Genomic DNA, 13,118 nt, shown 5'->3' with positions numbered 1-13,118 from the left:
ATGAAGGCGATTCTGTTCGGTGCCAGCAAAGGGGGCGAAAATTATGTATTGAATCACCCCCAAGTAGACGTTGTGGCGTTTGCAGACAATGATGCATCTAAACATGGCTCGACGTTTTTAGGCCGCCCTGTTATCGCACCAACAGAAATCACCACTCATGATGTTGAACGCATTGTGATAACAAGCCAGTGGGTAGACCAAATTTTTGCACAGCTCACCCAAACAATTGGTATTTCAGAGTCCAAAGTTATAGTGCCAAGCAAGCAGTCGGTAAAAGCGGCGCTTCCTTTTGAAGACTCCACCACTCTCAATTTTGCTCAATCTGTAATAAAAGTACTAAATCAGTTTTGTCAGTCGCATGATATTTCAGTTTGTTTAGATTCAGGAACATTGCTTGGTGCAATCCGGCATAACGGACTCATTCCATGGGACGATGATATAGACTTCGCCACCGATAATGAAAATTACGAAAAATTACAGACAACGCTGCCAGCGCTGAATGCGCTTTTAAGCACCCAATTTAATGTCAATTGGCGCATTGTCATTATCACGGTTAACAACATCGACTCGTGTATTAATTTAGAGTTTACCAACACGCCAGATAGCAATTACATTCCTTTTGATATAAGCATTCAGCGACGTGAATCTATAAACGGACTGTCTGAACTTTTATCATCTGGAGGCCTGTTTTTTGCTCCAGCGAAACATTTCGACAGCTATGAGTCGATGTCCTTTTTAGGTGAAAATTTTTTGGTGCCTTATGATGCAAAAGGTTTCTTAACTTTCATGTATGGCGATTGGGAAACACCAAGAAAAAATACACAGATAACAGAATATGAAAATCGCAGAGCTTCCATGACAACATCTCGAAGCGGTATTACCGTGAAAAAGCGTACCTTTTCGGTTTAAGGTTTGAAGTTATCGTGAACGTTTTACTTTCAAGTGCCAGCAACAAAGTAACGCTACTACGCGCGCTTCAACAGGCTGTTAAACGTCTTGACGAAAAGGGCATTGTTACGGCAGGAGACAGTTGTAGTAACGTGCTCACGCGGCACTTTTGCGATGCCTTTTGGCAAATGCCCCCAACCAACAAGGCCAATGTTGACGAGATAGTGTCCGAACTTAAAAAGCGGAAAATAACGCATATCTTGCCAAGCCGTGATGGCGAGTTGATGTTCTGGTCGAAATTAAAAGATGACCTAAAACAAGCACAAATTCATGTCATCGTTTCTGATGAAAAAGCGATTGAGCTGTGTTTAGATAAACTGGCTTTCGGACAAAGTGATCTTCCACACATTATTCCTGCATTTTGCACTCTAGATGGCGATCGCGCTATATGCCATTCCGCATCCCCAACATTGCGTTATGTAGTTAAAGAACGCTTTGGTGCTGGCAGTCATTCAATTGGTGTGAATCTTGATGAACGCGAAGCAAAAGAGCATGCTAAGAAGCTTTCTGCTCCTATCTTTCAACCTTTCATTGACGGCCAAGAAATAAGCGTAGACGCTTGGTTGACAAAAGAGTGTAAGGTAAAAGCGGCGGTGTGCCGTGTTCGTGACCTCGTTATAAACGGCGAATCGCAAGTCACCTATACCTTACCGAATAGCCCTATTTCGGCGAAAGTTACGGAAACACTTTCTTCTATTGGTCTTTCTGGACCTGTTGTCCTTCAAGGCATTATAAACGATGGGCAATTCCATATAATCGAATGTAACTCGCGATTTGGGGGAGCCTCAACACTAGGCATTAAAGCGGGTGTTGATAGTCTTTATTGGAGCTTGTACGAGGGCATGGGTAAAGATATTGACGCCCTACCCGTGGATTTGACTAAACACAAAATAACGCAAGTTCGAGCTGCAACCGACTATTACCTATGATTTATATTTTTGACTTGGATGACACGCTTTACGACGAACGACAATACGTAGAATCTGGCCTGAGGGCAGTAGCAGCGTATGTAGAAAAAAAATGGGGCGTTGAAAGGCAAAGTGGTTTTAAAGAATTAATCACGCTGTTAGATAAAAATGGCCGAGGTCGTATTTTTAACGATTATTTGGCTAATCATGGCATAGCAGTGAATAAAAATAATGTTCGCGCGTGTGTATCAGCCTATCGCTTACACCAACCCACGTTAACAATGCCAAGCGACCATCTAGCGTTGCTAGAAAATCTGCCAAAACCGCTTTACCTTGTGACCGACGGCAACAAAGTAGTGCAAGGTAAAAAAGTAGACGCACTGAATATTGCACATTACTTTAAGCGCGTGTTTATTACTCACCGGTTTGGTGTTAAACATGCAAAACCGTCAACGTACTGCTTTGAAAAAATCAAACAAGCTGAACAGTGCCAATGGCACGACATGGTGTATATTGGCGATAACCCTGCAAAAGATTTTGTGAATTTAAATAAACTAGGCATGCCTACCGTGCGAGTGTTAACTGGTGTTCATAGTGAAGTAAATGCCAAGCCAAACTTCGATGCCAAGTATACCATTCAAAGTCTTGACCAGCTTCCTGAGCTAGCGCTTTAAGTTGAGTCCTAAAAATACATCTTTAGGATTAATAATACTCACCTAAACGCATTGATTCTAAAGCTTTATGGCAAAAACGCCGACACATGATATATTGTGTTTATAACCATAAAAACAGCGGGCAAGCTATGTTCGATGGAAAATCGATTCTCATAACAGGTGGTACAGGCTCATTTGGTCACAAGTACACAGAAACCCTGTTAGCGAGATACAAACCTAAGCGCTTAATCATTTACTCACGCGACGAGCTCAAACAGTTTGAAATGCAGCAGAAGTTTCATGCACCGTGCATGAGGTACTTTATTGGTGATGTCCGTGATAAAGAGCGTCTTCATCGCGCGATGCAAGGCGTTGACTTTGTTATACATGCAGCGGCCATGAAACAAGTCCCTGCCGCTGAGTATAACCCTACCGAATGTATTCGAACCAATATTGATGGTGCCGAAAACGTTATTAATGCAGCTATTGATAACAATGTAGAAAAAGTGATTGCGCTCTCGACAGACAAAGCCGCGAACCCAGTTAATTTGTACGGTGCAACCAAATTAGCCTCGGATAAATTATTCGTTGCAGCGAACAATATTGTGGGAGCAGGCGCATCTCGATTCTCTGTAGTGCGATACGGCAATGTAGTTGGCTCACGTGGTTCTGTAGTGCCATTTTTCAGTAAATTGATTTCAGAAAATAGCGATCACATCCCCGTAACTCACAAAGACATGACCCGTTTCTGGATCACGCTTCAACAGGGGGTCGACTTTGTACTTAAAAACTTTGAACGGATGTTAGGGGGCGAGATTTTCGTTCCTAAAATTCCATCTATTCGAATTACCGACCTTGCAACTGCAATGGCACCCAAAACGCCGATTAAATATGTAGGCATTCGACCCGGCGAAAAGCTTCATGAGATGATGTGCCCTGGTGACATGGCTTTGCACACATTCGAGTTTGACGATCACTATGTGATTGCCCCTGCTATTAAGTTTTTCCATCGCAGCAATAACTTTACAAGTAACGCGCTCAATGAACACGGTAAACCAGTAGAATCAGGGTTCGAGTACGTATCAGACACTAACGAATATTTTCTTAGCATTGAGGAAATACAGCAGTTTAATGAGGAAGCCCAAAAGTGATCCCGTACGGGCGACAGCACCTTGATGAAAACGACATCAACGCGGTTTTAGATACATTGAAGTCGGATTGGTTAACGCAAGGCCCAGCTATCCCTAATTTCGAAAACGCACTTGCTGACTACTGTAGCGCACGTTATGGGGTTGCGGTTAATAGCGCGACATCCGCACTTCACATTGCATGCCTTGCGCTTGGTGTTGGCGAAGGTGATAGGGTGTGGACATCGCCAAACTCGTTTGTTGCTTCTTCAAATTGCGCGCTGTATTGTGGAGCTAAAGTTGATTTCGTAGATATCGACTTAAATACTGGCAACATGTGCGTTAGCGCATTACAAGACAAACTTGCCCTTGCTGAAGCATCTAATACCCTACCCAAAGTGATTATTCCCGTTCATTTTGCAGGTCAGCCCTGCGATATGGAACAAATACGCGCGCTTTCAAAACAATATGGCTTCTTTGTTATTGAAGATGCATCACACGCCGTAGGCGCAAAGTACCAAAACAAATTTGTGGGCAGCTGCGAATATTCGGACATTTGTGTATTCAGTTTCCACCCTGTAAAAATCATTACCACCATGGAAGGCGGCATGGCGCTTACCAACAACGGTAAGTGGGCTGAGAAGATGCGGATGCTGCGCAGCCACGGTATAACCAATGATCCAGCAAAAATGACTGAAGGCAGTCACGGCCCATGGTACTACCAGCAACTTAGCTTGGGCTTTAACTACCGTATGACTGATGTTGAAGCGGCGCTTGGGCTAAGCCAGCTTAAAAAATTGCCGAGTTTTTTAGAAAAACGAAATGCTTTGGCTGCCCATTATGACGGGCTTCTTAGCAACTATACCAATGTTACTCCATTGAAACAGAATATGGACGTGTACAGCAGTTATCATTTGTATGTTGTTAGAATTGAATCGCTTGGTGACGAAGACCATGCAGCCTTAGTCACGTCGCTAAGAGATGAAGAAATTTTTGCCCATGTGCATTATATCCCAATTCATTTACAGCCTTATTATCGGAACTTAGGTTTCAAGGCTGGCGACTACCCGAACGCCGAACACTATTATAAACAGGCTGTTACGCTCCCCTTGTATCCTGAATTAACGTTTAAAAATGTCGAGAACATCGTTCAGAGCTTGATTAGGCTTGCAGCTAAACTTCGAAGCTAAGCTAAAACCAAAAAGTCACTTCCTTCATTGAGGCCATTTTTTTCCAGTTCTAACGCAATCTCATTTCTTACAGGTTGAGCAGCCAAGATAAGTAGCTTAGGTTCATTCGCGGCAATGTATTGCTCGAGAGAAATCACTTTTTTTTCTTCAGCTTTATCCGAAACAGTTTTTACGTTTGGACTCCGTTCGACAAACGAAGCAACTTTAATTTTTTTCTCTTTAAGACAAAGCAAACAAGTTTGTGCCAAATTTCCAGTACCATAAATATACACCTCCTTATTTCGGTGCTGATATTCAAAATCAGGCCACTTTTCACTAATAATGCCTGACAATCCTTTTTCTAATTGTGATGGGCCAAGAGTCATGGTTGTTGAATTGTCACTTACCCTCATATTAACCAAACATTCATTTACACAGCCTATTTTAAAGCCAGCATTTTTGAGTCTTAGGAAAAGAATGTAGTCTTCAAATATACGTACATGGGGGTAACGAGCATTTTTAATTGCGAAAGTACGCGCGAAATAAGTTGTGTGTAAAACACACATCCATCGACTCAGGTTCTCTGCGATTTGCTCAGGTTCCGTAATTTTATTTAGCAACGGCTGCTTTTCCGATTTAAAATGTTTAAATCGCGCGCTGGCCTTAACGTTCTCGTTGTCCGGAAAGTAAGAGATTAAACACTTAACAACAGCCAAGCTATTTTCTTCTAAAAAAGTAAGTTGTTTTTCAAATCTCTGAGGCTCACTAATATCATCTGCATCGACTTTTGCTATGTAAGGTGTACTAATAAGATCGAGGGCTTCGTCTAAACGCGTTCCTACTCCCTTGTTATCTTTATGCTCAACTAAACGAATACGGCGGTCAGAAAAGCTTTTTATTTGTTCCACTGTATTATCGCTTGATCCATCGTCGATTATCAGAAACTCGAAGTCTGAAATCGTCTGTCTTAAAATTGATGCGATCGTTTCATTCACCCACTTTTCAGCGTTAAACGTTGTCATTAGTGCTGTGATTCGAGGTCCCAAGTGATCACCTATTTCGTTGCTCATACTTATACTAACTCACTGTAGAATTCACATTTACCTTAGTAAGTATTTTTTGTACGTGTACTTACACAAGTACTAACTATTGTTTCTTCATTATAGCGCACGCAAAAAAGCAGTGTTCCCTTATTTTTTAGAGACTTATATAGCCTAAAACATGAATTCTTATTACCCCTAAAGTGCTAATTGTGCTATTTTGATTTTATAGCTGAGCTGTATGAGCTTAGATCCAATAAATTGTTAGCATGATTCCTTTTCGTTATATTTCATCGTGCTCCCTTAGTCTAGATGATATAAACAAAGCTTTAAGAGGTTCGAACTCATCGTGAATGACAGCAATAGGGAAAATCAAAAATCGAAACCAAGGGTGTCAGTATTGATGCCTGCATATAACGCTGACAAATATATAGTTGCAGCAATCTCTTCAATACTTTCCCAAGAATACGCAAATTTTCAGTTAATTATACTAAATGATGGTTCTGTTGATGGCACTGAAGAAATAATTAACAAGTTCAGAGCAATAGATAGTCGTATCAGACTACATAAGAATCAGCAAAAATCTGGAATTTTAGCAGCGAGAGACAAGTTACTATCTTTAGTTGATACAGAGTTCTTTGCTTGGATGGATGCTGACGATATTTCCAGCCCAGATAGATTGCGAAAACAAGTTGGCTTTTTAGATTCTAACCCGAACATTGACGTAGTTGGAGGGGCATGGTCAATACTAGGGACCGACAACGTTACGGTTCCATACAGTGACCCCAAGGAAATCAAAGCAGCAATGCTTGTAAGTAACCCCTTTCACAACCCAGTCATGATGGTTCGAACTTCAGCTGCAAATTCCATCGATTTTAACTATGTTGACAGCGGAGTAAAAAGCGCCTCTGACTATGCCTTTGTGACTCGATTAAACAGATCTGGCACGTTTTCTACAATTCCCGATTTACTGTATTTTTACAGAGTTCACCCAAGCCAAGAAAGCACTGCTAATAGTATTGTTCAGAGAGATTCACTGAAATCTTTAATGTGTCGACAATTTGATTACCACGGGATTTCCATACCTGAATCGATCAAAGATGTAATACGCACATTCCCTGATGAAAAGGCGACTATTAAACAAATCGAGACGGTGGCATCTGTCTATCAAGAGCTTTTAAAAGCAAACAAAGTTAGCAAGTGGTATGACCAACGTCTGTTAACAAAACATTTAGGTATCAGCTTAAAACGAATGTGCGCCCCGCATGGTTTAAAAGGTATCCAATTATTTATTTACCACTTCGGTATACTTGAATTGCTAAAAGGAAAAAAGCTAGGCACGGCCTTTATAAAAGACTGCTTAAGTAAAACCATGATTAAAAGGTGAACTTAAAGCCATCTAGTTTACAATCTTTTGAATATGCGCCGGAATTGTCCTTTTCCAGTGATATGTAGTCAATGCAAACCGCTCACCTACCTCTATAGGCTTCCCCCTATGAATAGCTCGTGTGTTGACAAAAACAAGCGTTCCAGCCTTAGCCATCAATTCGACGAAACGCGTTTTTGGAAGTAAGCACTTAGGGTCGACCGTAATACGATTTGCTGTACTTGATATGCCATAACGCTTCTCACATGCTTGCATACTTCTCGTGCTTGCCGTTCTGAGATAATACTGAAATGGGCCTGCGCTAGAATCTACGTCACTTAAAAAGGTAATCGACTTGAATTGATCATTATTCACTGAATCACGATGCCAACCTTGACCACTACCTAGGTTACCCTCCACGTACTTCAAATGGCCTGACATAGTGAACCCTGCTTGAGGCTGCTCACCGTACAATAAAGAGATAACTTTGTTGATGATTGCATGATCGCGCATTTCTAAATGAGAGGCTAGTTGACCAATTCCCATAACCCTTTTATCCGCGCATAATGGATCTTGCCAAGTCTTCACACTTGTTAAGCGCTCTAACCTCTTTACATCTTCTATTGCTGATTGACAAAACGATTCAGAAAAAAAACTAGGGAGAACACATATTCCGAAATATTGCACATTTTCTACTATGCGGCGGCATAAATCTTCTTGATGATATTCTTCCCAATTATGTAATGTGAAACTGGACGAGTTAGATATCATCTTTATCAAACCTTACAAATACCATTTCTATTGAATAAAAGCTGTTAGCTGAACGCGGCAAACGCCACTCGCTATAACCCAAAGATTTGAAACGAGCTCTTAGACAATCCACCTCATTAAAGAACCTCAATAACTCGGTGACTGACTTAGTTCCTTTTTTTCTCTCAAACTCCACAACCACCTGGGTTGGGTGGATATTATTATCCAATGCATGAGAAAGAATCACACGTTCTGCCCCTTCAACATCTAACTTAAGAATGTCTATCTTTTCATGTGATAGCGACTTCATTACTGTAGGTAACGTCTCGCATTTGGCTACAAATTTTCGCCCAGGATGCTCAAAAACCATTGAAGGCGAACCGCCATAAACGGGTGTTGAAAATGTGAATTCAGTTTCCTCGTTCCAGATACCGATTTGCTGAAACACAAACCTTGGGTTATTCAGCTTTTTAATATGTCTTGTCGCTATTATCGATGGATCGAACAGGTGAACGTTACAACCGTACTTTCTTGAAATCGCCTCATCAAAGCTTGTCTCATTTAACACGCCTAAGGAGTAAATAACGCTTTCCTCATTTATTGGTACTGCCTTACTGATAGCGTAGTTACCTAAAGTGATAAAGGAGTCATCAATAAGCCTAATAGACTCTTCATAACGCTTAGTGATAACTCGGTAAGGATCCAAAAAATAGTGCCAGTTGGCAAACACTAACTTTTTAGTAATATGCTGATAAAACCGTGCTTTGATAAAAAATACGATTCCATGCCACTTATCTTTCCGATAATAGTATTGAAGGCCTTGTACGAAATTCATTGGCTTATTCCGATATTTCTAAAACATGCTAGCAGTAAACGCTTAGAAAATTGTTAATATACGAAGCGTATGGGACAACTCAAAAGGTTCTATCGGCAGATAGCCTGCAGAACTTTAACCAAGTTCAATTTCAAATTGTTAAACCTAAAGAAAAAATATCTTTCACCGATAATATTAGTGCTCTATTTAAAAAGGTAATTAAGATGTCCTGCTCTGCTTGCAATTCAGTCGACTTTGAAAAAAAAATATATGACCATCATCATATACATATTACAACGGAAGAAGAAGGCTTTGAATTTATTAATAAAAATGTACCTCAACAATATATTTTCAAGGGGTTAGTTGAAGTCTGTTCGAAGTGTGGTCATGGTGAGTTAGCTACACGGCTCTCTCCCTCAAAAATAGCAGAATACTATGATAGAGCTTTTTGGGGGAAGAGTAACCTTAATCAACGAGTCAACGACGCTGTACTAGGTAAATTTTCTTCTACTCACACTGCGAGAGCTAAGAGACAAAGAGAGTTTATAAATTCATTCCTTGATATAAGTGCTATTTCTTCAGTACTTGAAATAGGCGCAGGAGATGCCCTGCTGACAAGAGAGCTTCAAAGTCATACACCGTCAAAAGTAAAATTTGACGTTTGCGAGCCAGGAGAACATTGGCTTCCTTATTACAACAAATATAACATTGAAAAGGCTGCTAATTTTTTCCCCTTTGAATCTGAAAAAAAGTATGACTTGATTGTCAACAGTCATTGGTTAGAACACGTTCAAGACGTTAATAAAACTTTTCTTCAGCTATCACAAATATTGAAGCCTAAAGGTCACTTAATGATAGAAGTCCCTAACACCGCTCATAACTACTGGCGTCTTCGAGTAAGGGACACTCCTCACATACACTTCTTTACAGTTCAATCTTTGAACACCTTTGCTACGAAGGCAGGCTTTGAGGTAATAGAGATAGGTGAATTTGGTATCAGTTTTGAGGAGTACTGCGACGGTAAAAAACCTGACTATGATGAATTGGGAAAAAACGAAAAAGGCTACTCTGTCGTTGCACTTTTAAGAAAAGTCTAAGCTTAAATTATTCCCCAGAGGCTTTCATTGTTTTTAGTACCATCTCAAAATCAGCTATTGTATCTATATCAGCTGAAGTTTCTTCAGACATGACAAATGGACGCGTAGAAGCTTGATATTGGCAGGAAAGGAAATCTGCCTGATAGATAAAAATCGCTCCATTTGGCATGAATACACGATGATTACTCTGCCGATTAAACCCTTGGCTATTATTTAGCACTTCATCTACGAACCTTAATTGCCCATCCTCATTTACATTAAGAATCCAACGGTATTTTGAATCTAGTTCGAATACCGATGCCATGGACTTGGGAGATTCATCCCATGAAAGAAACTGATTGAGGGCAGATCTGATATGCTCACTGTTTCTTAACGGAGAAGTAGGTTGAAGGACCATTACGACATCATATACATAACCTAGTTCTGACAGCTTATGTACAGTCGATTGGACAACTCCCATTAGAGATGCATTATCGCTTGATAAACTATCTTCTCTAAGAAAAGGCACCCACGCTCCATGTTGTATTCCAATCTCGGCATACCTTTTACTATCTGTAGATAAAATTACGTCATCCACGCCTTCAACAGCTCGCGCGGCTTCAATTGTCCACGCCATTAAAGGCTTACCACATAGTTCAAGTATATTCTTATCTTGTAAACCTTTAGAACCGGACCTGGCAGGGACAATTGCGACAACGCGCTCTCTTTTTTTCATTTAATTTAGACTACCCTATAAGCGACTTCACGCTTTCCATACTATGGGCTAGTGAGTCGTCATACACTTCTAGAGTTATTGTTTTGTTTTGTAAATCGAATTTTCTAAGCTGTTGATACAGCGGCGACCCAATTTTTATGCCTTGGTTTGTGTCTGCGGTTCCATTGTTATCGCTAAAATGCAAGTAATCAGTTTTGGGCATCAAAGCCGATAACTCTTTTTCAAAGCAAAGCCCAAGAGTGGCACAACTTACTTTGAGGTGAGCAACGTCAAGGAGTAGATGTACATTGCATGCCTGTGCAAGCTTTTCAATCGAGCCTGAGTCAGTTGCCAAAAATGGGTTATTCGCCCCAAAAGAAATTCGGTTTGCTTTCGAGAAAACGTTGTTTTCGACGTAGAGCTTTATTCCTTGATTTTCTGCGTAGCTTTTTAAGACACACCAAGCTGATGCAAATCTTTCAATTGCAGCATCTTCGCTATCAAGCGGCGAAGCTGTGAACTTTTTTCCTAGCTTCTTATGATCGGGTAAAAAGCGAAACCCTGCATGAATACCGTACTCTGTAGCCCCTAAATCGCGCGACAAGTTTATCGCTGCTTCAACATGCTCCATAGAGCGCTTTCTAATATTGTCGTTGCTAGCAGAGAGATTGAGCACGAAATGCTCTGAGGGTGGAGGAAAATAGTTGTGGCACCGATATCTTAAGCCGAATTCACGCATTAATCGAATTAGATCGCTTTTCCAATCGTCATACAAATTAGTGCCCCCAGAAAGTTCGATATTTTTATAGCCAGCTTGCGCCAACTGCAATACGCTATCGCCAATTCTATTATTGTTGACGCAACTACTGGAAACGAAAATATGCTCACTTATCATCAATTTTCCTCGCAGGGGAACCAACGTACACGCCAGGCTCAGTGATATCCTTATTCACAAAACTGTTTGCACCTATGGTGACATTGTCACAGATCTGGATACCTTCTTTGATAACAGCACCGGCTCCAATAAAGCAGTATTGACCAATGCTTGTTCTACCTAGTACTTTTGCACCTACAGCAACGTGAGTGTGACTTCCAATTTTAGCTTCATGCTCTATTACTGCATGCGTATTAACAATAATGTTATCACCTAGTTGCGCTAACGGCCCGATGAATACTCCAGCAAAAATTTGGCAACAAACTCCAACGATAAGTGTTGAATCAATGATTGCGGAAGGATGTGAAAGCATTTCGGTGTAAAGGGCACTAGTCGACTCAATGAGGTGATTCTTTCTAGCTACACTGTCCCCAACGCCAACAATTACGGAGAATTGGACGTCGGCTTGATATTGTTCAATGCTTGACAACACAGGTAAACCCATTATCGATTCATTTAATTGAGCATTAGTATCGATGATTGCCAAAACATTAATTTCATTTAAATGGGCGAGAGAAATCAGCGCTCTCGCATGACCACCCGCTCCTATAATGACAACATTATTTGCATTCATCGATTATTTCACCTGTGCTATAGCTCCTCACTGCCTTTTTGCCCACCAAATCACTAACATATCTTGCTGGAATTCCTTGCCCTCCTGTTCTACGGGCTATTAGGTTAGCAGTGGAAAACAAGCTTCCCTCTTCAATTGAACTGGCAGCTACTAGACATTTCTGCAACGCAAGGCGATTTTCTCTTTCACAAAATTCAACCCGCTTTACTGTACTCCCCAGCATAGCTTCCACTTTTCTGATTTCAACAACGAGTTCAGCTAGTTCTCGGGGGCATAGTGAAGCCTGATGATCAGGTCCAACTAACGCTTTATCTATAGTGAAGTGTTTTTCGATGACACAAGCGCCAGCCGCGACTGCATATGGCGAAGCACCGATACCAGCGGTATGATCGGAGTATCCGACAATAACATCGTACTCATCTGCATATTTTTGCATTACTCTCAAGTTTAACTCCTCTTTTGGAGCCGGATAGCTGGATGTACATTGGAGTAAAATGAGATCGTTAACTCGCCCCTTTAATGCGTTAATTGCCTGATCTACTTCTGATTGCTCACTCATCCCTGTAGACAAAATTATAGGGACACTCGCTTGGGCAGCTTTTTCTATGAACGCCAAATTTGTTAAGTCTGTAGAAGAAATCTTTAATGCAGACAATGGTAAAGTTAAGAGAAAAGATAGGCTCGGCTCATCAAACGGCGTAACGATAAAATCTATATTTTGTTTCAATGCATAGTCAGCTAGTAACGCACAGTCTTCCCTGCTTATTTCAAGCGACTTGAGCATGTCAAACTGCGTTTGGTCATCAACTCCATTTTTTACTTGATAGGTAGCTTTTTTTACATCGTTTTTAATTAGAGATTCTGTATTGAACAACTGGAATTTTACAGCGTCTGCACCAGCTTTAACTGCTATATCGATTAACTCATAAGCAAGCTTTATATCGCCATTATGATTTACACCGGCTTCCGCAATTATGTAAACAGGGCTAGTTTTGCTGACATTGTGGTTCCCGATTTGTATATCTGTAGAAAATGAATTCATTT

The 13,118-nt window shown here is 40.8% G+C and carries 14 protein-coding genes; 7 read left to right on the top strand and 7 right to left on the bottom strand.

Annotated features, from left to right (window positions below; genetic code table 11):
• From ACHUFN_RS08650 to pseC, 5 genes are all read left to right on the top strand, one after another.
• Window positions 1-909: a LicD family protein gene (locus tag ACHUFN_RS08650; protein WP_394221943.1), complete on the top strand. Its 909-nt coding sequence runs from the start codon at window positions 1-3 to the stop codon at window positions 907-909.
• A 14-nt stretch (window positions 910-923) separates the two neighbouring features.
• Window positions 924-1,877: an ATP-grasp domain-containing protein gene (locus ACHUFN_RS08645; RefSeq protein WP_394221942.1), complete on the top strand. Its 954-nt coding sequence runs from the start codon at window positions 924-926 to the stop codon at window positions 1,875-1,877.
• Window positions 1,874-2,530, top strand: a complete 657-nt coding sequence (locus tag ACHUFN_RS08640; RefSeq protein WP_394221941.1) for an HAD family hydrolase — start codon at window positions 1,874-1,876, stop codon at window positions 2,528-2,530. The genes ACHUFN_RS08645 and ACHUFN_RS08640 overlap by 4 nt, the downstream gene beginning before the upstream one ends.
• Window positions 2,531-2,658: 128 nt before the next feature.
• Window positions 2,659-3,660 carry a UDP-N-acetylglucosamine 4,6-dehydratase (inverting) gene (gene pseB / locus ACHUFN_RS08635; RefSeq protein WP_394221940.1) on the top strand — a complete coding sequence of 334 codons (1,002 nt, stop codon included), beginning with the start codon at window positions 2,659-2,661 and terminating at the stop codon, window positions 3,658-3,660.
• On the top strand, window positions 3,657-4,826 hold the full coding sequence (gene pseC / locus ACHUFN_RS08630; protein ID WP_394221939.1) for a UDP-4-amino-4,6-dideoxy-N-acetyl-beta-L-altrosamine transaminase: 1,170 nt from the start codon (window positions 3,657-3,659) through the stop codon (window positions 4,824-4,826). The genes pseB and pseC overlap by 4 nt, the downstream gene beginning before the upstream one ends.
• On the opposite strand, the gene ACHUFN_RS08625 is transcribed toward pseC, so the two are convergent.
• The gene (locus ACHUFN_RS08625) at window positions 4,823-5,875 is read right to left on the bottom strand and encodes a glycosyltransferase family 2 protein (protein ID WP_394221938.1); all 1,053 of its coding nucleotides are present in this window, start codon (window positions 5,873-5,875) and stop codon (window positions 4,823-4,825) included. The two genes, pseC and ACHUFN_RS08625, sit on opposite strands and share 4 nt — an antisense overlap.
• Before the next feature lie 319 nt (window positions 5,876-6,194).
• Between ACHUFN_RS08625 and ACHUFN_RS08620 the strand changes: the two genes are divergently transcribed.
• Window positions 6,195-7,232 carry a glycosyltransferase family 2 protein gene (locus ACHUFN_RS08620; protein WP_394221937.1) on the top strand — a complete coding sequence of 346 codons (1,038 nt, stop codon included), beginning with the start codon at window positions 6,195-6,197 and terminating at the stop codon, window positions 7,230-7,232.
• Window positions 7,233-7,244: 12 nt separating this feature from the next.
• Here ACHUFN_RS08620 and ACHUFN_RS08615 read toward each other — a convergent pair whose 3' ends face one another.
• On the bottom strand, window positions 7,245-7,757 hold the full coding sequence (locus tag ACHUFN_RS08615; protein WP_394221936.1) for a hypothetical protein: 513 nt from the start codon (window positions 7,755-7,757) through the stop codon (window positions 7,245-7,247).
• Window positions 7,758-7,971: 214 nt separating this feature from the next.
• Complete coding sequence (locus ACHUFN_RS08610) at window positions 7,972-8,796, bottom strand: FkbM family methyltransferase (protein ID WP_394221935.1); 825 nt, start codon at window positions 8,794-8,796, stop codon at window positions 7,972-7,974.
• A 50-nt stretch (window positions 8,797-8,846) separates the two neighbouring features.
• Here ACHUFN_RS08610 and ACHUFN_RS08605 point away from each other — a divergent pair, with 50 nt between their 5' ends.
• A complete protein-coding gene (locus ACHUFN_RS08605) occupies window positions 8,847-9,872 on the top strand; it encodes a methyltransferase domain-containing protein (RefSeq protein ID WP_394221934.1) in 1,026 nt (341 codons plus the stop codon).
• A 7-nt stretch (window positions 9,873-9,879) separates the two neighbouring features.
• On the opposite strand, the gene ACHUFN_RS08600 is transcribed toward ACHUFN_RS08605, so the two are convergent.
• The 4 genes from ACHUFN_RS08600 to ACHUFN_RS08585 are packed head-to-tail and all read right to left on the bottom strand — an operon-like array spanning window position 9,880 to window position 13,116.
• Window positions 9,880-10,587 carry an acylneuraminate cytidylyltransferase family protein gene (locus tag ACHUFN_RS08600; protein ID WP_394221933.1) on the bottom strand — a complete coding sequence of 236 codons (708 nt, stop codon included), beginning with the start codon at window positions 10,585-10,587 and terminating at the stop codon, window positions 9,880-9,882.
• Between the two features lie 10 nt (window positions 10,588-10,597).
• On the bottom strand, window positions 10,598-11,461 hold the full coding sequence (locus ACHUFN_RS08595; RefSeq protein ID WP_394221932.1) for a sugar phosphate isomerase/epimerase family protein: 864 nt from the start codon (window positions 11,459-11,461) through the stop codon (window positions 10,598-10,600).
• The gene (locus ACHUFN_RS08590) at window positions 11,451-12,074 is read right to left on the bottom strand and encodes a NeuD/PglB/VioB family sugar acetyltransferase (RefSeq protein WP_394221931.1); all 624 of its coding nucleotides are present in this window, start codon (window positions 12,072-12,074) and stop codon (window positions 11,451-11,453) included. The genes ACHUFN_RS08595 and ACHUFN_RS08590 overlap by 11 nt, the downstream gene beginning before the upstream one ends.
• Window positions 12,061-13,116 carry an N-acetylneuraminate synthase family protein gene (locus ACHUFN_RS08585; protein ID WP_394221929.1) on the bottom strand — a complete coding sequence of 352 codons (1,056 nt, stop codon included), beginning with the start codon at window positions 13,114-13,116 and terminating at the stop codon, window positions 12,061-12,063. The genes ACHUFN_RS08590 and ACHUFN_RS08585 overlap by 14 nt, the downstream gene beginning before the upstream one ends.
• Between the last annotated feature and the right edge of the window lie 2 nt (window positions 13,117-13,118).

This window comes from Alteromonas gracilis (assembly GCF_043642145.1).
Lineage (GTDB): Bacteria > Pseudomonadota > Gammaproteobacteria > Enterobacterales > Alteromonadaceae > Alteromonas > Alteromonas gracilis_B.
The sequence above is the reverse complement of the archived record's forward strand: the minus strand, read 5'-3'. Positions and strand labels throughout refer to the sequence as shown.